Raw genomic sequence first — 20,054 nt, forward strand, 5'->3', positions numbered from 1 at the left:
ATGGGGTGGACAGAGGCCAGTACTATCCAACGATCGTTGCTCGAGTGGGCCGAGGAAGCCGGCTGGGAGTACATCCCGGGCGATGCGCTGCCTCGTGTCGCGCACGACGTCATCATCGAGGAATGGGCGTGTGGGGCATTACTTGCACTGAATCCGGATCTCGCTGGTGATCCCGAATCCGCGGAGCTGGTCCTTCACGAACTCAATCAGGCTGTGCTCGATGCCGCTAACGGGCTTGTTGCCGCCAATGAACGGTTGACCGTGATGCTGCGTGGCGACCACTCGTTCCCGACGATCGACGGGAAGCATGTGCCTCGTCGGCTCATTGACTTTGACGACCTGGAAAACAATCGATTCGTGGTCGCAGACGAGGTTACCATCACTGGTGCCGCCAAGCCGCGTCGTTTCGATATCGTCTACTACGTCAACGGTTACCCGCTAGTCGTCGCCGAAACGAAAACTCCCGTGAAGCACGCGGCATCCTGGGTGAATGCTGCCAAGGACATCTACGACATCTACGAAGAGGAGTGCCCGAACTTCTTTGTAACGAATGTCTTCAATGTTGCTACCGAAGGCCTCGAATTTCGGATGGCTCCCATCCGTGCCGTTCCTGATCCTGACTCGGAGATCTGGGCGCCGTGGGGCTCCACTGAAGACGATCCGAAGAAGATGACGGGCCCCGCACGTGTGGAGCGCGCAGCGAGGCTCTTGCTGCGGCCGGAGACGGTGTTGCCGATTCTGAAGGATCTGGTGATGTTTCGGCACGCGCGGGACGCATCCGAGGTCGATGTGAAGCTTCTGCCGCGCTATCCACAGTTTGAGGCAGCTCTCGCGATCCATGACAAGGTGCTAGCTGACCGCCCCGGTGGGCTGATTTGGCATCACCAGGGGTCGGGGAAGACCGAGCTGATGGCGTTCGCAGCGGCTCGTCTGTTGCGCGACGATGCGGTGACAACGAAGTTCGGCAGCGCGCCGACGGTGATCGTGATAGCCGACCGGAAAGATCTGGTCCGGCAAACCGCAGAGATGTTCGAGACGGCCGGTATGCCACGGATGACCGTGCCCCGCAACCGGCGTGAGCTGCATTCTTTGCTCCGCAGTGGCGAGCCGGGCGTCGTCATCACGACGGTGCATAAGTTTGCTGAGGCCGGACACCTCAACGATCGGTCGAACATTGTTGTGCTTGTCGACGAGGCACACAGGTCGCAGGAGGGGAAGCTCGGCGACGCCTGGCGTGCGGCGGTGCCAAACGCAAAGTTCTTCGGAGCGACAGGCACTGCCATCCAGGACAAGGATCGCTCGACTTTCAAACTGTTCGGTGATCCGTCGGATCCCGACTTCGTGATGTCGCGGTACACGCCTGAGCAGTCTATCGCCGACGGCTTCACGAAGCCGGTCGTTGTCGAGGGCCGAGCAGTGGGTTTCAACCTCGACAAGGAGGCCTTAGACGAGGCATTCGAGGAACTAGCGGCCGAGGAAGATCTGGATGAGGACGACAAAGTCTATCTGTCTGGGAAGGCGTCGCATATCGAGACCATCCTCTCCAACCCGGAGCGGGTGGCGGCCGTTTGCGCTGACATCGTCGACCATTTTCTAACCTACGTTGCGCCACTCGGGCAGAAGGCGCAGGTAGTGGCGTACAACCAGCGCCTGGTTGTTGCCTACGCGCGGGCTATTCAGGCTGAGCTTCACCGTCGGTCGGCCGTGATGCCGGACGGCCGAGGGCGCGAAGTCGGTGTGGTGATGCACGTCGCTGACTCCAAGGACACGCCGAAGGAGTACAAGCAGTACCTGCTAACTCCAGAGCAGGAGGAGGCGCTCAAGCGCCGCTTCAAGAAGGTCGATGATCCGATGTCGTTTGTCGTCGTCACTGCTAAGTGGATGACCGGCTTCAACGCGCCGATCGAGGGTGTGCTGTACCTCGACAAGCCGGCCAAAGAGACGAATCTCTTTCAGACCATCACCCGTCCCAACCGGCCATGGAAGAACCCGATCACCGACCAGCGCAAGGACTACGGTCGTGTCGTCGACTACATCGGCCTCGCGAAGGCGATCGGTGTTGCGATCGCGGGACCGAAAGTGGGTACGGGCGAAGAGGGCGATCTCAACATCACTGACTCGTCGAAGTTGGCAGGGAAGTTCGTTGCCGACCTCACTCGTTTGCTACATCTGTTTGACGGCATTGACACGACAGACTCGTCATTCGCATCGCTTGCTGAGGCGTACGAGCGGATCCCCGACGGGAGTGCGCAGCGCACTGACTTCATTGAGACATACGTTGCTCTGCAGACCGTGTGGGAGTTTCTTGATCCGCACCCGATGCTTGTTCCGTTCAAGCAGCAGTACCATTGGCTCGCAAAGCTGTACGAGTCGATCCGACCAAAGGACGTAACCAAGGCGTTCCTGTGGGCTCGCCTCGGCGCCAAGACAACCGAGCTGATCCATGGGCATATGTCCGAGGTCAGCGTGAAGTCGATGCCGTCGAAGACGGTGACGCTGGACGCCGCCGGTCTGGCGCTGGTCAAGCGAATCGCGGAGCAACTGAGGCTTCCGGAACGAGAACCGTCAGCGCAAGACGAAGGCGACATCTACCAGCAGGTTCTCGACTCGATTGAGGCGCGGATCAAGCGCCGCGCAGCCGAGACCGAGAGTCCGGTGTATCAGTCGCTGGCAGAGCGTATAGAGAAGTTGCGTGCCAAGGCGATCGAGAACGTCGAGGATTCGTTGGCGTTCCTCGAGGAGGCACTGCGAATCGCCCAGGACGTCGTTGCCGCTGACCGTGCGGTTGAGGCAGGTGACGAGGAGGCGCTTAAGAGGTTGGCGGATCCGAAGAGCGGAGCTCTTACCCAGATCGTCGAACAGAACACGCCACCTGGATTGCACAAGATCGTGCCGGACATCGTCTTTCGCATCGATCGCATCGTCATAGAGGTTGCCTACACCGGGTGGACCGACAGCGACGCCGGCGACAAGCGTGTCCGGCGTGAGCTCCGAACGGCCCTGAAGGAGTACGGTCTGCCGATCAAAGGGCAGCTTTTCGACCAGACGTACTCCTACATTCGCGAGAACTACTAAGTCAGTCTTGACCTGACTGCCGGCTGTCGACGTTGGAAGCCGCCCAGGTTGCGGCGATGGCAGCGATATGAAGCCAGGTAGTTGCAACAAGCCACTACCTGGCTTCTTGGACGTCTGCCCCTCAACGGTGCTCGTGGTCGGGGAGGACTGTGCTGCCGCCGTGCCACCATGTGCTGCATGTGGGGCACTTGATCTTCCAGTCGTCGGAGCCCGGGATTGGGATCATGCGCCCAACGTTCTCGCCGCTCGATGGGCACAGTCGATCCGTGGTCTTGGAACTCCCGTCGCTCATGTTCATCCTTTCGTCGGCAGCAGTGGTCACTCGAGTGCGAGATATCAGGCTGAGGTGGCTGTCAATCTGTGCACCGATCCTGGCCAACAGCTGAAGAGCATCGCGCGTAGCCAGGGTATCTGGGGATCAGGCGATTGGACTCATGCTCGGGCAGCGCCGCCTCGGATCCGTTCGTCTTCGATCGCTGACGCGATGGCTGGCCACTCGAGTGCGAGGGGCGACAGCCTTTGCCAGTAGCTGTGTGAGAAGCGGACCGTCGGGTCTAGGCCGAGGGGAGCTGAGACGGTGTTGATGATTCGGCGGGTTGTGCCGGCGGCGCCTCTGGGGCCGGGGCGGATGCCGTGGCCGAGTAGGAGGGTTGCGGTGCGGATGGCGTCGAGGGTTGCTGGTGGTGCGGCGTTGGCGAACGGGCCGAAGACGAGGTCCTTCCAGTTGGATCGGGACCTCGTCCAGGCGAGGCGCTCGAGGCCGCTGCCGAGGTCGACAGCCATGCGTTGGGGTTGATCGACATTCCAGAGGAGGTTGACGTCTCCCAGCGTCATGTCCAGGTGTTTGAAGCGCGGTGTTGTGCCGCGAACCTGATCGCGCTGCCATACCGTCAGGTGGCCGCAGATGGTGATGTGTCGGGCGTGCATGCCGAGTCGGGAGAGGACGGAGAGCCAGAGATTGATGACATCTGCGAACTCGTCGTGGTGCTTGATCGGCTGGATGTGGGAGACATTGACGAACGAGGTGAGGAATCCGTCGCGTAGTTCGCCGCGGTCGTCACGCTGCCCGGTGAGGCGCACGACCGGTTGAGGTAGGAATCCTGATCGGTAGAACCTGTCCTGGCCGTCTTTGAGGAAGGGGTCGAGCGCCTGGATCGCGGACACGGTGAGGTCGGTGTCGCGTCCCCACCGAAGCGGCAGGGGGCGGCGCGGGGTACGCCATGCATCTCGAAGCCGGACTCCAAGATGTCGAGCAAGTCGGCGAAGGTCAGAGGGCGTCGTGGTGGCGTGTAGTGGTCCGAGCGATCGCCATGTCGGGCCGTTAGCAGATCGCCTTCGAGACGGATTTTCCATCTGGGGCCGAGATTACGGCGGAGCGAATCGGGGATCCGGCCCACCGGATCCGCCCACGGCCGTAGAAGTACTCTCAAAAGTACACAAAGCGAGCGCTCCCCAGTGATCCCTGGCGAACCGATCTGAGCCTCAGATGATCCAGCCAGACGAGCTCTGACCAGGCAGTTCATGGCGAGATAGCTCTCTGGCCAGGCATTATGTCGAGAATGCTTGGATAATGAGAAGGTCGTCGGTTCGATTCCGACAGGCGGCTCCACTCCGGGGACGGAGAAACCCCAGGTCACGGTGTATGTGACCTGGGGTTCTGTATGTCTTGTCTGGCTCGGGGGCGGCGGGCTCTGAATGGATCGGGCCGCCGGCTGCTCGCTCTGTGTGACCGGGTGCCGGTGGATCGTGGGTCAGGCTTCGCCTTCGGTGCGGTCGTAGACGTCGGCTTCGAATTCTTCGAGTAGGCGTTCGCAGTTGGCGACCTTGGTTCGGGCCAGGTCCTTGCCGTCGGCATCCATCCAGTCGCGGCCTTCTACCTTGGTCAGCCAGCGGCGGAGTTTTTCCAGGTCCTGGCGGATCTCCTCGGCTTCCTCGAAGGTGTAGTTCTCCCGGAAGCGTTCGAACTCGATCTCTTTGACGAACTTGGTGTCGCACTCCTCGACGATCTCGGCGTACTCCTTGGCCGACTGGGTCCGGAAGCCCTCGACGAACTGTTCGCGCGCGTCGTCGTCGACGTCCGTCAGGGTCAGGAACACGCTCGAGCCGCCCAGCTCGGTGATCCGTTCGCGTACCTTCTCCATGCCGGCGCGCAGATCCTCCCGGTCAGGTAGTACGCAGACGGCCTGCTGTACGTAGAAGCCGCCGAGTCGCTTGAGCTCCCGCCACACGGCGACCCGGGCCCGGGAGGACTCGCTGGGCACCTTGTAGATGAGCAGCAGCCAGCTGTCCGGGTTCTTCGGCTTCGTACGTCGGGTCGCCATCAGGACAGGCTATCCAACACTGTCAGGACAGACCTGTTCCGACTGCGAGACCGATCGCGAACGTCACCGCCGCCGACAGCCCGCCGAGGAGGAGTTGGCGGCCGCCGCCGTACCAGAACGGGCGGGCGGTGATCTTGCCGACGATGCCGCCGGTGATCACCAGGCCGAGCGCGCTCAGCAGCAGCGCGGGCAGGATGCTGCCGACGCCGAACACGAACGGGATCAGCGGGATCAGCGCGCCGATGGCGAAGGCGGCGAACGACGACCCGGCCGCGACCCACGGCGACGGCAGGTCGTTGGGGTCGACGCCGAGCTCCTCGCGGACGTGGACGTCGAGCGCGACCTCCGGGTCCGCGGTCAGTTCGCGGGCCACTTCGGCGGCCAGCTCGGGGCGCAGGCCCTTCGCCTCGTACATCAGCGCGAGCTCGCGTTCCTCCTCGGCCGGATGGATCTCGAGTTCGCGTTTCTCGACGGCGATCTCGGCCTGCATCAGCTCGGCCTGGGACGACACCGAGGTGAACTCGCCGGACGCCATCGAGCAGGCGCCGGCCACCAGTCCGGCCAGGCCGGTCATCAGTACGACCTTGCCGCTCGCGCCGCCGCCGACGACACCGGCGACCAGGGCGAAGTTCGACACCAGGCCATCCATCACGCCGAACGTCGCGGGCCGCAGCCAGCCGCCGGTGACGTCGCGGTGGGAGTGGTGGATCTCCGGGGAGCGTTCCGAGAGTTCCGCGGTCATGAGTACTTCCTTCGGGACTGAGGTGAGCCTCGCTTAACCAAGGTTTGCGTAACCTTCGTTAATCTGAAGCATCTGTTACAGCAGTCTATTCGTTACCCATGGAAGCGGCAAGCGGGGCCGGCCAACTGATTGACACTCCAATGATCTCGTAACTACTGTTTCAGGAAGCATATGTTTCATCGAGCCTGAGGAAGTGACAGATGGACGCGGCAACGTGGGGGTTGATCATCGCGACGTTCGTCGCGTGTTTCGTGGAGATGGTCGAGGCAACCACGATCGTGATGGCGATGGGATACACCCGGGGCTGGCGGTCGGCGCTGGCCGGCACGTTCGCGGCACTCGGCGCGCTCGCCGTGGTCACCGTGGCTGCCGGGTACGCGCTGGCGACCTGGATGCCCGAGTCGGCGCTGCAGCTGGCGATCGGCGGCCTGCTGCTGATCTTCGGCCTGCAATGGCTGCGGAAAGCGATCCTCCGATCATCCGGGCGCAAGGCAGTGCACGACGAGGACGCCATCTATCGTGAGGAGGTCGAGGCAGCCAAGGCGGCCGGCGACACCAAGGGCGGGCTTGACCTGTTCGGCTTCATGGTCTCTTTCAAGGGCGTGTTCCTCGAAGGCATGGAGGTCGTGTTCATCGTCCTCACCTTCGGGCTGAACGCGGGCAACATCCCCGGCGCGAGCATGGGTGCCCTGGCCGCGGTGGTCATCGTGCTGGGCGTTGCGATCGCCCTGCGGCGTCCGCTGTCGATGATCAACGAGAACCTGCTCAAGTACGGCGTCGGGCTGCTGCTCGCTTCATTCGGCACGTACTGGGCGGTCGAGGGAATCGGGATCTTCCGCGACGGTCGGGAAAGCCTCGACTGGCCCGGTCACGACCTGATGATCCTTGTCCTGCTCGTCGCCTGGCTGCTGCTCAGCCGAATCTTCGTCGCCGTGCTCCGCAAGCCGGCCGTCGCGACCCCCGCTGTATCCGTGGAGGTGCAGAAATGAAGTTCCTCAAGGCCTTCGGCCAGTTCTGGTACGACTTCATCATCGGTGACGACTGGAAGATCGCCGTCGCCGTCGTCACCACCCTCGCCATCCTGGTGATCGCCATGCTCAGTGGCGCATTCAGCGACACTGCGTTGACTCTGGTCGGCGGCGCACTGCTCATCGTTGCCTTCAGCATCAGTTTGGCGATCGACGGTCGCAAGAAGAGTGGATGAGGCTCAGTTGCAGCGTTTTGGAAGCTGAGGCGTCTCTCAAGGTGTGACTGATTCGGCGGAGCGGCTCCGCCTTTGGCTGAGCCGCGCCGCTTGTCGGTAAGGTCGACCTTGGAGTGGAGTGGATGGCGCTGAACAGGAGCAGGCTGAAGGTGCTTGCGTTGGGCAACAACGCGAGGTCCCGCACGGCGCGGGTGACGGTAGTTGCCGGGCTTGTTGCCCTGGGCCTGATTCTGCCGGTGACCGGCGGCGGCAACCCTGCACCCGCGGCACCTTCGGGGGCTGCGGCCGGCGGGTTGGCCGGCGCATCGGCTGGGGTTGCCGACCTGGGCGTTGACGTCTCGGAGCCGGTGACGACCGGTACCTACGATCTCGGCCCGATCAATCTCCCCGGCGTACCCCACAAGGTCGAACTCACCGGCGTCGTCCACCGGCCGAAGGTGTCGCTGGGCCGGCGGCTGCCGGTGGTCGTCATGGTCCACGGACAACACGCGGTGTGCCTGTATGGGGTGGACGCCACCGTTTGGCCCTGCCCGCGTGACAAGTACTTCCCGAACTATCGCGGCTACGATTATGTCGGCAAGAACCTGGCCGCGCATGGTGTTGTCGTCATCTCGATCGGTGCCAACGGGGTCAATCACCGCAGCGCCGACTCCGACGACGAAGCCATGACCGCCCGGGCCCGGCTGATCCGCAAGCATCTCGATCTCTGGCGCGAGTGGACGACCCGCGGCAACGGTCCGTTCGGGCGACAGGTGCTGGGTGCGATCGACTACTCCCGCGTCGGGTTGATGGGGCATTCCCAAGGCGGCGAAGGCGTAGTACGCGCCGCTGAACGTGACGGCGCCGACCTCAAGCCGTACGGGGTGAAGGCCGTGCTGGCAGTCGCTCCGAGCGGCTTCAAGCGACGCTCGGTGAGCTCGATACCGATCGCTGCCCTCGTCGGAGACTGCGACCACGATGTCGGTCCAGGGGTCGTCAAGTACTACGACAACTCCCGGTATACCAAGGCCGGCGACTTGGGCCCGAAGTACCAGGTGATCATTCGGGGCGCCAACCATGCCTTCTTCAACACCACCTGGTCGCCCAGCGGCGGACTCGGTGGGCTCGACGATTGGTTCAGCTATGACCCCAAGGTCTCGGAATGCGCAGTGGGCAAGCCGGCCCGGCTGACCGAGAAGGGTCAGCGGGAGGTCGCGCTGGCGTACTTCAGCAGCTTCTTCCGGCTCCACCTCAAGGGCGAGCGGCGCTTCGCGGGGATCTGGGAGGGTACGGCCAAACCACCGCGCTCCTTCGGTACGGCAGAGGTGCCGATCAGCTACCACGCCCCGGCGAATCGTCGCCTCGACCTGAACCGGCTCACGGTCGCGGCCGATCTGACCAGGAACGCCGTCGGCGGGGCAGCCAGTCAGCGCGGGTTCCAGTCGGTCAGCCTGTGTGGCGGAGCCGCGCCGCAGCCGCGCAACTGCCTGGCCCGGTCGGACATGGAGGGGGTCACCGCCCCGCACCAGGAAACCACCGGCCCGAAACCAGGGCTGGGCGTCGTCGCCTTCAAATGGGCCAAGCCTGGCGCGACCTTTACCAACCGCCTGGAAGGCGCCGCCCGCAACCTTTCGGCCTACCGCGAGCTCCGCTTCCGGGCCGGCGTCAATTTCACCGATCCCCTCAACCCGGTCGGCAAACCACAGGATTTCTCCGTCGTCCTCACCGACGGCTCCGGCAAAACCAGCTCAGTACGCGCGGAGCAGTACGGCAAAGCCCTCCAGTACCCGCGCCTCATCGACCGCCTGCCCGGCAACCGAGACCTGAGAATCTTCTTCTTCCACCAGCAAACCGTTCCCCTCACCGACTTCACCGGCATAAACCTGAACGACATCCGCTCAGTAGATTTCCACTTCAACACCACCCCAAAAGGCTCAATCGCCATAACGGACCTGACCGCTACCCGCTGACCTAACCAAACCCTTCGGCGAGACTGGTGGGACAGAATCGGTACGGGATGGAGGTGGTTTGGTGTTTGTGGTTCAGATGTCGGGGGTGCCGGGGGCGGGGAAGTCGACGGTGGCGGCGTACGTGGGGCGGGTGTACGGGGCGGTGGTCGTCGACTATGACGTGATCAAGAGTGCGGTGCTTGATGCGGGATTCGGGTTGGGTGAGAGTACGCGGGCCGCGTACGAGGTGATGTACGCGCAATCGCGGCATGTGTTGCGGCAGGGGCGTGATGTGGTGATGGACAGTCCGTGTTTCTGGCCGCGGATCCTGGATGAGGGGATGGCGATGGCTGAGGAATACGGGGCCACGTATCGGTATGTCGAGTGTCAAATGGCGGATTTGAAGGTGCTTGACGAGCGGTTGAAGGAGCGCGTGCGGCTGCGGACTCATCGGCGTGGTGTGGGGCATCCGCCGGTGGATGTCGGTGACGAGCTCGAGGATGGCGAGGTGTTCTACCGCGGCGCGACGGAACGAGTGCAGCGGCCGGCTGGAGATTACTTGCAGTTGGACATGGAGCGGCCGTTGGCCGACGTACTGCCCGAGGTCGACGCGTACCTCAAGTCATGAACCGGGGCGGATGCCGAGCCACTGGTTGGCGTTGAAGGCTTCGTAGCGGGCCGCCTCGGTGAAGCCCAGTTTTTCGGCGAGGCGGAGGGACTGGGTGTTGGCGGTTTGGGTTGAGAGGGCGATCGGTTCGCCGGGGTTGGCGGTGGCGAACCAGGTCAGCGCGGCGGCGCAGGCCTCGGTCGCGTACCCGCGGCCCCAGGAGTGCGGCAGGAACAGGTAGCCGAGCTCGTACCTGGCGAGATCGAGGCGGATCTGGTCCGGGCGCTCGGGGTCGCGAGGGTCGAGGGTGACGGTGCCGATCATCGCGCCGTCGAGCGCGACCACGAACAGGCCGGGGCGCCGCCGTGGCGGGTCGGGCATCGTGCGTTCGAGTTCGTCGCGGGGTTGCGGTCCGCCGATGTACGTGCCGACATCCGGGGACGCGAGAAGATCGATAATCGCCGTACGGTCCTGGGGCTCGGGTTCGCGGAGGACTAAACGCTCGGTGTGGATCGGCGGCGGCGGCCAGGCGGCGGTCATGACGATCAACTTATCGGACGTCCGGCCGAAGGAGGGCAAGCTGTATCGACCGCTGGCGGACTGCGACCCCGGACGTTGTCGAAGGCGACACGCTGTACCGATGCCGCCGCTCATCCGAATTGGTTGCTTGAGGCAACCGGTGAGGTATTGGGATGCGGTCAAGAGGTTTGGTCGCTAGCGTCGTGGGGGTTGTCGACGAGTGCGGGAGGTTGCGGTGCGGTACTACTACGCCGAGCACGAGGACGCGTACCGGCGCCTGCGGGAGCGGGGGATGCGGCAGTGGAGCGCGCTGTTCGAGGCAGAGTGGGGCGGGGGCGTCGACGCGTTCCCCAACCGCGAGTTTCTCGAGCGGGCGCTGTCGCGGCTGAGCCTGGGTGAGCCGCGGGACGTCGACGTGCTGGAGTACGGGTGCGGCACCGGGCCGGCGGCGTGCTTCCTCGCGGGACTCGGGTATCGGGTCGAGGCGGTCGACCTGATCCCGGATGCGATCGAGGTTGCCCGGGAGATCGCGCGGGAGCTCGGGGTCGAGGTCGAGTTCGCGGTACGGGACATGTGCGCGTTGGCCGGGGAGCCGGTGCGGAAACAGTACGACCTCGTGCTCGACGGGTACTGCCTGCAGTCGATCGTGATTGACGCGGATCGAGCGGCGCTGTTCGCTGCCGTACGCGAACGGTTGAAGGGGTATTACGTGATCTCGACCGCGATGTATGCGCCGGACCGCGAGTACGAAGAGGGTTTCTGGTACGACGCGGAAACCGGAATCTGCTACCAGGCAGGAGCCGCGGGCGACGCCACGATCGAGCGCGACGGGGTCTGGTACCGGCCGCATCGCAGACACCTACGCCCCGAGGCCCTACACACCGAACTCGAAGCCGCCGGCTTCCACATCATCACCCAGGAAGGCAATGGCGGCGGCGATGTCATCTGCACCCGAGCGTGACGAGGCTGGGTCGCGGATGGTTCTCGCACCTGACTGGGGGACCGCGACGTCTATGAACGTACGGGTTGGTTACCTAACATTTAGGTTGTGAAGGAAGTTCGGGTTTTGCTTTGGGTTGTTGTGGTTGGGGCTGTGGTTGGGCTGGTTGCGGGGGTGGTTTCTGGGGAGAGGTGGGGGGCGGTGTCGCCTGCGTGTATGGCTGTGGCGGCCGGGGCGATGCTCTTCAAGTACCGGACGAATCCGCCTGAGTTGCGGCCGTGGAGTCGGGGGCGGGTGGTGGTGAGTGCGGTTGTCGGGGGTGCGGCGACTGTTGCAGTGCTGGGGACGTTGGGGTGGGTCGCGGTGTTCTACCCGGACTGGCGGATGCAGCTGATCGCGGCGGTGTTGATGGCGTTCGTCGTGGGTTTCACGATCTGGGTGGTACGGCTGGCCCGTCGTATGCATCTGCGCGCGCTGGAGCCGTGAGGGTCCAGGTCCAGGTGTTGTTGGTCTGGGTGAAATGCCAGTTCAGCTGGGTCCCATTAGTCAGGTAGTGGATGGCGGGGACGGCGATCGGCGGGTACGGCATGTTCTTCAGCGCCTCGATCGCGTCGGCGTACGTGAACCAGCGTGCTTCCAGGACCGAGTTGTCGGGGTCGTTGATCGCGAAGGTGGGGTCGTCTACGTCGGTCACGTAGTTCCAGGAGCGGGAGGTGAGGGTGCCGTCGACCTCCACGCGGGTGGTCCAGGCGAGGTGGAGGGTTGGGGCGTGCAGGCCGGATTCTTCCTGTAGTTCGCGGCGGGCGCCGGTCGGTGGGGTTTCGCCGGGTTCGACGGCGCCGCTGGGTGGGGACCAGTACGGCGGGAGGTTCCACTCCTCGTAGCGCTCCCGGATGAGGGCGATTCGGTTCGCGTGGCGCGCGAGTACGCCTGCGTAACGCTGGATTTCAGGCATGGGAGAAGTATGTTCCGGAAGGGGAGCGTCCGGAATGGGGGTTAGCGTGCTGGGTATGAGTGAAAACGAGTGGGTATCTCCCTGGTGGGAGCCGCCGTTGGCGGGGAGTGAGGCCGAGCAGCTGGTGGGGGCGCTGGACCGGTTGCGGACGACGTTCCGGTACAAGGTCGACGAGTTGGACGCCGACGGGCTGAACGTACGGATCGGGGCGTCGTCGATCACGCTCGGTGGGTTGATGAAGCACCTGGCGGCGAACGAGGACTACATGTTCGACGTGAAGTTCCGGGGACTGCCGATGGGTGGGCCGTGGGTGGAGAACGGGTGGCGGGACAACAACGACTGGGAGTTCGAGTCGGCGGTGGAGAACACGCCGGCTGAGTTGTACGCGCTGTGGGACGGCGCGGTCGCGCGCTCCCGGGCGACACTGTCCGCGGCGATCGCGGACGGCGGGCTCGACCAGCCGGCCGACATCAGCTGGCCGGACGGGCGGCATCCGAACCTCCGCCGGCTGGTCTGCGACCTGCTCGAGGAGTACGGCCGCCACACCGGCCACGCCGACCTCCTCCGCGAAGCCGTCGACGGCCGAGTCGGCGAAGACCCACCCACCGACTGGAAACCCCACGGCCCGAAAAACCACACCACCTAACCACTTGATCCCCCAAGAACCCCTCAACCACACCCCACCGAACTCCGGCAGTCGGCGTACGCCGAAAGGCGGCGGATGCGGCGCCCCGAGCCAGGTGGTTGGGCGGCGCCGGCATTCGCCGGTTGGGCATACGCCGAAGGCCGGTGATTGCGCCCACCCCTGGTCCGGTGGTTGCGCGTACGCAGGGTCGGATGTTTTGGGGGAGTGGTGGGTTACTTGATTCGTTGCATGGTGCCGTTTTCGGAGATGCTGATTGTCGTGGTGACGCCGTCGACTTTCAGGTTTACGAGCAACTGTGAGCCCCGTTGGGTCGTCGTGTACGAAACGACCGCGTTGCTTCGGGTCGGTGCGATCACCGACAGGATGCTCGCGCTCCGCCCAGTCCGGTTGAACTTCACCACCGGCGCGGCCAGTCGCTGATCGATCGTCCGGTAATGCCACCCCTGAATCGGATCCTGCTGCCCACTGACGACCTCGATCGGCGTCGTCGCCTGCTGGAACGGGATCTGCAACAGCGTCGTCTTCACCGTATCGCCAGGCTTCCGCGCCACCACCCAGTCGTTGCCACTGACAACCACCTTCTGATCGGCCGGCAGGTGCCACAATGTCGAGTAGTTCTCGTCCGCCTCCGACGTACCGCGATCCAGCACCACCATCAGATCGGGATCTTTCAGCATCAGCACGCCCCGCGTCCGGTCGATCCCCGCACCAGGCGAGTCGTTCAGCTCGTAGAACTCCGACGTCGGCTTGATCGCGGACCGTACCAGCTTGGTCTCCGGATGCCCGCTCGCCGACTGCACCACCAGCTCGTTGTGCGCGAACTGGCTCTTCGCCCAGGACCGCCAGCCGTCCATCTTGTACCCGGCGTGGCCGCCGTCGACCAGGATGTCGCGCCCGTGCGAGGTGTACGTGACCGAGGTGTGGTCGTTGTGCCCATGTAGTTTCTGGGCCGGACCGAACCGGATGCTGTACGTCGACTCCTGCGTGAACGCGCGCGTTTCACCCCAGCCCGTACGCCCGAAGATGTAACCGGCGTCGAAGATCCCGACTCGCTGGGTCGGCCGGATGCCTTGCTTGCCGAGCGTTCCGGCGTACTCCAGCACCGTCCCGGTGACCGGCACCGTGCGAACCACCTCGGAGTCGCCGAGCTGCGGCAGGTTCCCGAGCGAGTTGGTGGCCAGCGCGAGCCATTTCGCCAGCTCCCGGCGGCGCGCCATGATCGTCGTACCCGGGTCGACGCCGCACTGCTGCAGTACGTCGATCGCCCTTCCCCACAAGGCATAGTTGAACTGCGCGTACGCGGTGGACTGCTCGTTCGTCGATCCCTGCGTGTCGATCGATGTCTTGATCGCGCTGGTCAGCCGGCCGGCGGCGAGCTGCTTCAGGTCGGCGCGCCCGAGCGTGCAGCCGATGCCGAACAGCGCGAGGCTCTCGTCGGTGCCGTGGTTCCAGTCACCGCTCCAGTTCTCCTGCAGGAACCGCGCGTGGTCCAGCAGCGTCTTGTCGAGCCACGCGTACGTGAGTGGAAGCTTGCCGACGTGCAGCCCGGACAGAACCGCCTGGCGCAAGCAGATCAGTACGTTGGTGCGGTGCATCGTCGACTCGTAGGCGCCGACGTCGGACTTCCAGGAGTACGGGTTGTCGGTGACCCAGTCCCGCGCGATCGCGCTGACCCGTTGGAGGGCGGCCTGATCGCCCTTCGCGGCGGCGTTGATTCCTTGGCCGAGCCAACGAAGCGAGTGCAGCCACATGTACCAGCTGGGGTTCTGGGCCGGGTTCGCCCGCCAGTCGATGTTGCCGGTGCCGTCGCCGACCTTGGTGGGTGGCGTCGTTCCCCAGGTGTACGTGTCCTTGAGCAGGTTCGCGACCGGGTTCGGGCGGGCGATGCCGCTGTACGGGGTGCAGGTGTACGTGTTGACCCGGGCCGGTCCTGGTGGCGCCGTCGGCGGTTCGGCGGTGCGCTCGCGGGTCGGGTCCGGCGCGGCCTCGGGCGTGGATCCGCCCCACGGGACGATCAGCGCGGTCGCGAACACGGCGGCGGTGCCGAGCAGGGCGACGGCGAGTCGCGCGGGCGTGCTACTCGTACGCAGATGTCTCGCGGGCATCGGGTGTCCTCACCGCATGCGGCTGGGCATGCCTGTTCTGGCCTAGACCTGAATTTTGATGGTCATGTTCCTTTGCGTCGTGGCTCGGTGGGGTGCCCGCGTCAAAGGTTGCTTACGGCATCTGGTGCCGGGACCTCAGGGAGTGGTTCCCTCTGCCCTGATAGACGGTACGAAGTGGAGAGAAAGTTGCACGAAGCCCCGAATTCGCCGCGCACCTGCCCGGAAGGGCAGCGCCCGGTAGGCCGGAAGGGCGGACTCAGGTGGGCAGGATCAGGTGGGGCGGATCAGCTGTTGAGGCCGGGGGCTTCGATCGCCTGGGTGATCAGTTCGTTGCGGGCGCTGCCGCCGAGCGGTTCGCTGGTGTGTACGCCGTCGCGCAGGTAGCTGGCCGGGCGGTCCTGCCGCGCGGTGAGGAACTCGGACCAGCGGATGATCTTCAGGTTCGGGTGCCGGGCCGCGGCTTCGTCGAGTTGCTGGTTGATCCAGGCGCTGTTCGCCAGGTCGGCTTCCCGGACGGCCGCCGGTTGTTTGGTACGGCTCGCGTACACGTTCACCCAGTACACGGTCCGGTCCGGGCCGGCGATCCGGAGCGCGCGCTCGACCTGCGCCGCGAACGCCGGCGGGTCGAAGATGTCGTTCGTACCGACCGCCATCACGATCCGGCGTGGCAGGCCGTAGTCGCGTGACCACTGTTCGAGCGCGTCGACCGCGGCGGACGTCGGCTGGCCGGACCAGTCGTGGAAGGCGATCGAGTCGCCGGTACGGTTCGCGAGCATCCGCTCCAGCGCCGAACTGTCCTGAACGGCGATGCTGTCACCGAACATGAAGATCCCGTCGAACGCGAGTACATCCCGGATCTGGTCTTCGGGGGTGATCCGGCGGATCAGGTTCTGCCAGGAGCCGAGGGTGCCCGAACCGTACCGGCCGGGGCCTTTGGTGGCGACGCTGTACGAACCGTTGCCGTCCGCGGTCGTGTCGGCGTTCCTGGTCCGTGGTTCGAGCACGACGAACGCGGCGCCGACCAGACCGAGGATCAGCAGCGAGACGACGATCGCGACCAGCGACGCACCGAACGACCCGCGCCCGGCCGGCCGATCCCGCTCAGCCTCGCTCCGCACCTGGTGCAACATGTCGCTCCCTCACCGTCCGTCTGGATGCCCACCTACAAACAAGACGCCGCGACCCCCGGATCTGCTGCATCGAGGTCTCACCCACTAGATGCCCACCACCCCCGCAAGGTTGCATCCACCCACTTTCCAGCATCCCCGAAGACACAAATCACCGATAGATTCCGGCCCATGTCCGAACCCGCTACACTTCGCGCCCTCGAACAGGCCCGCCTCGGCCACTTGGTCGCGCGCCGCGTTTCCGAGGCGGACGCGCTGCATGCCCCCGATTTCGTGATCGTCACGCCGAGCGGCCTGGCCTGGACCAAGGCGGAGTACCTGGGCGGCATCGAGTCGGGCGCGATCGTGTACCGGCGGTTCGAGCCTGTGAGTGAGATCGACGTGATGATCGACGGGGCGCTCGGCGTACTCCGCTACCGCTCGGCGATCGAGATCGGGGTGAACGGCCGGGAGCCGGCGCCGCTGTCAGCCTGGCACCTGGACTGCTACCGCCGCACGGAATCCGGCTGGCAGCTCCGCTGGTCCCAGGCAACAGAAATCACCTGACCGAGCACTCACCCGGCGCCCACCGTGGATGCGATCCGCCGGGTCAGTGCCCGCGGCATCGCCACCCGGCACCCACCGCCACCCGGCACCCACCGCCACCCGGCGCCCACCGCCACCCGGCGCCCACCGCCACCCGGAGATTGCCGCCCCCAGCCCCCCGCCTGGGGCGTCAGTTGGTGCGTTCTGCTTCGCTGCGTTCGATGCAGAATTCGTTTCCTTCGGGGTCTTTCATGGTTACCCAGCCGCGGCCGTCGGGGGCGCGGTGGTCTTCGTGGATGGTGCCGCCGAGGGCAAGGACGCGGTCCACTTCCGCGTCGCGGGTACGTTCGGTCGGGCTCCAGTCGAGGTGTACGCGGTTCTTCACGCTCTTCTCCTCGGGCACCCGGATGAACAGCAGCCCTGGAATCGGCGCGGGCGCCGGCACCAGTACCTCGTCGTCCCCGGGCACGTCCCCGGCGGCGATCGCCCACCCGGTCACCCCACTCCAGAACTGAGCGAGCGCGTACGGATTTCCGGCATCGATGGTGATATGTCGCGGCATCATGCCCGAGACCCTAGCTGTCCGCCGCGGCGAGCCCGTGCGTGCCGGTGAGCGGCCCCGTCTCTCGACCGCTCACCGGCACAACTCGATCAGAGATAGGCGACCGGACCGATGTCCTTGACGCCGCCGCCTGAATGGTAGGCCGAGAAGGCGTGGAATTCGATTCCCCGTCCCGCCTCCACGTTCCCGATATACACCGTGTACGACCTGCCCTTGCCGAACGGGTTTTCATAGCTGGAGGTTTGTTTTTTGCCGTTACGCACGACCGACAAGCTCATCCAGGCATGAATGTTGGTGTCGCGGCCGCTGTAGAGGTTCTTGATGTCGCACGAGTAGCTGTGCACCCTGTTGTCCGCTCCGGTTTGGGTGCAGGTGACCGAGACGTAACCGTTTTCCCCTTTCGACGTCGCCGACGGAGCGGCTGACGCGGTGGGGGCTGCCAGGGCGAATGCGGCCACTGTTACTGTCAACGCAGTTAACTTGCGCTTCATTTGTTCTCCAGTGCATTGATGGGCGCCATCCACTGTCCCCTGTCGATGGCCCGCGGAGCCTAACAGCTTGTTTGCCGGACCGTCACTCATTGCCAGCGAACGGGCGCGATGCGTGGAGTGGTGCCGTTACCGGATTGATGGTCGCGGGTTGTCGGTGCGTGGGTTTAGTGTGCGAGATGGGTGCCGTGCCACCAGGCGCGGCCGGTTGGGGGAAGGACCTAGCAATGGCATCCCGGCTCAATCCGTACATTCAGTTCGACGGTGACGCGCGCGCGGCGATGGAGTTCTACCAGGGGGTTTTCGGCGGCGAGGTGTCGTCGAACACGTTCAAGGAGTTCGGCTCCGGGCACGGGCCGGACGACGACGACAAACTGATGCATGCTCAGCTGGAGACGCCGAGCGGTTTCACGCTGATGGCGTCCGACACGCCGCAGGGGATGCCGTACAACCCGGGTGAGAACATCGCGATCAGTCTCAGTGGTGACGGCACGGAGTTGCGTGGCTACTACGAAAAGCTTTCCGACGGCGGCAAGGTCACGGTTCCGCTGGAGAAGCAGATGTGGGGCGACGAGTTCGGCATGCTGACCGACAAGTTCGGCATCAACTGGATGGTCAACATCGCGGGCTGATCCAACCGGAACATCCGCGAGCCGGCACCTCCAAGAGCCGGCACCTCCAAGAGCCGGCACTTCCACGACCCGGGACATCCACGGGCCGGCACATTCGCGAGCCGGCGCGTACGGACCGTACGCGCCGGCTGTCCGGGCTAGCTGTTGATCGTCGCGGCGGCCAGCCCAGGCTCGTACGAGCCGCCGAGCTGGTTCAGCGTGACCGCCATCCGGTTGGTCGCGTTGATCATCGCGATCAGCGTGACCAGGGCGACCAGCTGCTCCTCGTCGTAGAACTTCGCGGCCTGCGCCCAAGTCTCGTCGGTGACGCCCGGGGAGGCGTCCGCCAGCCGGGTGGCCTCTTCGGTCAGGGCCAGCGCCGCCTGCTCTTCCTCGGTGAAGACCGTCGAGTGCCGCCAGCCCGCGACGAGGTTGAGGCGTGTACTGGTCTCGCCCTCCGCGGCCGCCTCCTTGGCGTGCATGTCGATGCAGTTGCCGCAGCCGTTGATCTGGCTGGCGCGCAGCATCACCAGGTTCTGCGTACTGTGCGAGAGGCCGGACTGTTGCAGCAGGCCGTGCACCGCGAACAACCGCTTCGCCAGCCGGGCGCCGAACTCGTTCTTCATCAGGTCGATCCGGGGTTCAGTCATCATCGTCCTCATTCGTGGGATCTACTGGATGAACACGAGATGCTGCCGGCCGGACGGCTGTGACCGGCACCGGACGTGACGAGCGCCATATCGGGCGAGATGTCACAAAACTCGGCGGAGCGGTGTCTGGTGGTGACACACGCGCGCACAAGGAGCCCAGCCATGACCGGTACCGACCGAGCCACCGAGGCGTTCGTTGCCCACCGCAACCTGTTGTTCACCGTCGCGTACGAGCTGCTCGGCTCGGCCGCGGACGCCGAGGACGTCCTGCAGGAGACCTGGTTGCGCTGGGTCGGCGTCGATCTGGACACGGTGCTGGATCAGCGCGCGTACCTGGTCCGGATCGCCAGCCGCCAGGCCCTGCAGCGGTTGCGTACGCTCGGCCGCCGGAAGGAGTCGTACGTCGGCCCCTGGCTGCCCGAGCCACTGCTGACCGCGCCGGACGTGGCCGAGGATGTCGAGCTCGCCGACAGCGTGTCGATGGCGATGATGCTCGTCCTGGAGACGCTCAAGCCGACCGAGCGCGCCGTCTTCGTTCTCCGGGAGGTGTTCGGGCTCGAGTACGACGAGATCGCGGCGGCGATCGACAAGAAGCCGGACGCGGTACGGCAGATCGCGCACCGGGCCCGATCGCATGTCGCGGCGCGGCGTCCGCGCGGGGTGGTGTCGGCCGATCAGACCCGCGGCGCGCTGGAGGCGTTCCAGCGCGCGGTCAACACCGGCGACCTGCAAGGCCTGGTCGACATGCTCGCGCCGGATGTCGTCTTCCTCGGCGACGGCGGCGGCGTCGTCCAGGCACTGCCCCGCCCGGTCGTCGGCGCCGGCAAGGTTGCCCGCCTGCTGGCCCTGGCCATCGTCCGGATGGCCGAGGGCACCCTCGAATCCACCCAGATCAACGGCCAGCCGGCCATGATCCTCCGCTTCGACGGCGAGATCGACACTGTCACCGTCCTGCACGTCGACAACGGCCGCATCACCGGCTTCTATGCGGTCCGCAACCCCGAGAAGCTGAACAACCTGGCCAACGAGGTCCCGCTCACCCGCTGAAT

21 protein-coding genes are annotated in these 20,054 nt (G+C 65.1%); 11 read left to right on the forward strand and 10 right to left on the reverse strand.

The genetic code is table 11. The features are described from left to right. Positions 1-3,075, forward strand: coding sequence for a type I restriction endonuclease subunit R (locus HDA44_RS28780; protein ID WP_184839690.1), 3,075 nt, complete (start codon positions 1-3; stop codon positions 3,073-3,075). Positions 3,076-3,507: 432 nt separating this feature from the next. Here the strand turns inward: HDA44_RS28780 and HDA44_RS28785 are convergent, their stop codons facing one another. The 3 genes from HDA44_RS28785 to HDA44_RS28795 all read right to left on the reverse strand — a co-directional run bounded on the left by HDA44_RS28785 (position 3,508) and on the right by HDA44_RS28795 (position 6,138). After that, complete coding sequence (locus tag HDA44_RS28785) at positions 3,508-4,239, reverse strand: hypothetical protein (RefSeq protein WP_202887616.1); 732 nt, start codon at positions 4,237-4,239, stop codon at positions 3,508-3,510. 587 nt (positions 4,240-4,826) lie between these two features. Beyond that, complete coding sequence (locus tag HDA44_RS28790) at positions 4,827-5,396, reverse strand: Chromate resistance protein ChrB (protein WP_184839692.1); 570 nt, start codon at positions 5,394-5,396, stop codon at positions 4,827-4,829. Positions 5,397-5,418: 22 nt separating this feature from the next. Beyond that, positions 5,419-6,138 (reverse strand): VIT1/CCC1 transporter family protein, encoded by a 720-nt coding sequence (locus HDA44_RS28795; RefSeq protein ID WP_184839694.1) that lies wholly within the window; start codon positions 6,136-6,138, stop codon positions 5,419-5,421. A 200-nt stretch (positions 6,139-6,338) separates the two neighbouring features. Between HDA44_RS28795 and HDA44_RS28800 the strand changes: the two genes are divergently transcribed. The 4 genes from HDA44_RS28800 (at position 6,339) to HDA44_RS28815 (ending at position 9,898) form a co-directional block, all read left to right on the forward strand. Continuing rightward, complete coding sequence (locus HDA44_RS28800) at positions 6,339-7,127, forward strand: COG4280 domain-containing protein (protein WP_184839696.1); 789 nt, start codon at positions 6,339-6,341, stop codon at positions 7,125-7,127. After that, a complete protein-coding gene (locus tag HDA44_RS28805) occupies positions 7,124-7,342 on the forward strand; it encodes a hypothetical protein (RefSeq protein ID WP_184839698.1) in 219 nt (72 codons plus the stop codon). Before HDA44_RS28800 ends, HDA44_RS28805 begins: the two co-directional genes overlap by 4 nt. A gap of 122 nt (positions 7,343-7,464) precedes the next feature. Beyond that, entirely contained in the window at positions 7,465-9,291 is a 1,827-nt protein-coding gene (locus tag HDA44_RS28810) for a poly(ethylene terephthalate) hydrolase family protein (RefSeq protein WP_184839700.1), read from the forward strand. A gap of 61 nt (positions 9,292-9,352) precedes the next feature. Continuing rightward, complete coding sequence (locus HDA44_RS28815; RefSeq protein ID WP_184839702.1) at positions 9,353-9,898, forward strand: AAA family ATPase; 546 nt, start codon at positions 9,353-9,355, stop codon at positions 9,896-9,898. On the opposite strand, the gene HDA44_RS28820 is transcribed toward HDA44_RS28815, so the two are convergent. Beyond that, positions 9,893-10,417 (reverse strand): GNAT family N-acetyltransferase, encoded by a 525-nt coding sequence (locus HDA44_RS28820; RefSeq protein WP_184839704.1) that lies wholly within the window; start codon positions 10,415-10,417, stop codon positions 9,893-9,895. The genes HDA44_RS28815 and HDA44_RS28820 overlap by 6 nt on opposite strands. A gap of 214 nt (positions 10,418-10,631) precedes the next feature. On the opposite strand from HDA44_RS28820, the gene HDA44_RS28825 reads away from it, so the two are divergent. Together HDA44_RS28825 and HDA44_RS28830 are read left to right on the forward strand one after the other, a co-directional pair. Continuing rightward, positions 10,632-11,357, forward strand: coding sequence for a methyltransferase domain-containing protein (locus tag HDA44_RS28825; RefSeq protein WP_184839706.1), 726 nt, complete (start codon positions 10,632-10,634; stop codon positions 11,355-11,357). A gap of 195 nt (positions 11,358-11,552) precedes the next feature. Then, positions 11,553-11,822 carry a hypothetical protein gene (locus tag HDA44_RS28830; protein WP_184839708.1) on the forward strand — a complete coding sequence of 90 codons (270 nt, stop codon included), beginning with the start codon at positions 11,553-11,555 and terminating at the stop codon, positions 11,820-11,822. Here HDA44_RS28830 and HDA44_RS28835 read toward each other — a convergent pair. Beyond that, positions 11,764-12,291, reverse strand: coding sequence for an NUDIX hydrolase (locus HDA44_RS28835; RefSeq protein ID WP_184839710.1), 528 nt, complete (start codon positions 12,289-12,291; stop codon positions 11,764-11,766). The two genes, HDA44_RS28830 and HDA44_RS28835, sit on opposite strands and share 59 nt — an antisense overlap. Positions 12,292-12,346: 55 nt before the next feature. On the opposite strand from HDA44_RS28835, the gene HDA44_RS28840 reads away from it, so the two are divergent. Continuing rightward, entirely contained in the window at positions 12,347-12,937 is a 591-nt protein-coding gene (locus HDA44_RS28840; RefSeq protein WP_184839712.1) for a mycothiol transferase, read from the forward strand. Positions 12,938-13,149: 212 nt separating this feature from the next. Here the strand turns inward: HDA44_RS28840 and HDA44_RS28845 are convergent, their stop codons facing one another. Continuing rightward, the gene (locus tag HDA44_RS28845; protein WP_184839714.1) at positions 13,150-15,042 is read right to left on the reverse strand and encodes a heparinase II/III domain-containing protein; all 1,893 of its coding nucleotides are present in this window, start codon (positions 15,040-15,042) and stop codon (positions 13,150-13,152) included. 284 nt (positions 15,043-15,326) lie between these two features. After that, positions 15,327-16,172, reverse strand: a complete 846-nt coding sequence (locus HDA44_RS28850) for a GDSL-type esterase/lipase family protein (protein ID WP_184839716.1) — start codon at positions 16,170-16,172, stop codon at positions 15,327-15,329. Between the two features lie 168 nt (positions 16,173-16,340). Here HDA44_RS28850 and HDA44_RS28855 point away from each other — a divergent pair, with 168 nt between their 5' ends. Beyond that, the gene (locus HDA44_RS28855) at positions 16,341-16,715 is read left to right on the forward strand and encodes a nuclear transport factor 2 family protein (RefSeq protein WP_184839718.1); all 375 of its coding nucleotides are present in this window, start codon (positions 16,341-16,343) and stop codon (positions 16,713-16,715) included. A gap of 169 nt (positions 16,716-16,884) precedes the next feature. Here the strand turns inward: HDA44_RS28855 and HDA44_RS28860 are convergent, their stop codons facing one another. Further along, on the reverse strand, positions 16,885-17,259 hold the full coding sequence (locus HDA44_RS28860; protein WP_184839720.1) for a VOC family protein: 375 nt from the start codon (positions 17,257-17,259) through the stop codon (positions 16,885-16,887). A gap of 86 nt (positions 17,260-17,345) precedes the next feature. After that, positions 17,346-17,747 (reverse strand): hypothetical protein, encoded by a 402-nt coding sequence (locus tag HDA44_RS28865; RefSeq protein WP_184839722.1) that lies wholly within the window; start codon positions 17,745-17,747, stop codon positions 17,346-17,348. A 224-nt stretch (positions 17,748-17,971) separates the two neighbouring features. Between HDA44_RS28865 and HDA44_RS28870 the strand changes: the two genes are divergently transcribed. Beyond that, entirely contained in the window at positions 17,972-18,376 is a 405-nt protein-coding gene (locus HDA44_RS28870; RefSeq protein WP_184839724.1) for a VOC family protein, read from the forward strand. Between the two features lie 137 nt (positions 18,377-18,513). On the opposite strand, the gene HDA44_RS28875 is transcribed toward HDA44_RS28870, so the two are convergent. Then, entirely contained in the window at positions 18,514-19,008 is a 495-nt protein-coding gene (locus HDA44_RS28875; protein WP_238352576.1) for a carboxymuconolactone decarboxylase family protein, read from the reverse strand. 159 nt (positions 19,009-19,167) lie between these two features. Between HDA44_RS28875 and HDA44_RS28880 the strand changes: the two genes are divergently transcribed. Beyond that, positions 19,168-20,052 (forward strand): RNA polymerase sigma-70 factor, encoded by an 885-nt coding sequence (locus tag HDA44_RS28880; RefSeq protein ID WP_202887618.1) that lies wholly within the window; start codon positions 19,168-19,170, stop codon positions 20,050-20,052. Positions 20,053-20,054: the final 2 nt, after the last annotated feature.

The sequence above is a fragment of the Kribbella solani genome (genome assembly GCF_014205295.1).
Taxonomy (GTDB): domain Bacteria; phylum Actinomycetota; class Actinomycetes; order Propionibacteriales; family Kribbellaceae; genus Kribbella; species Kribbella solani.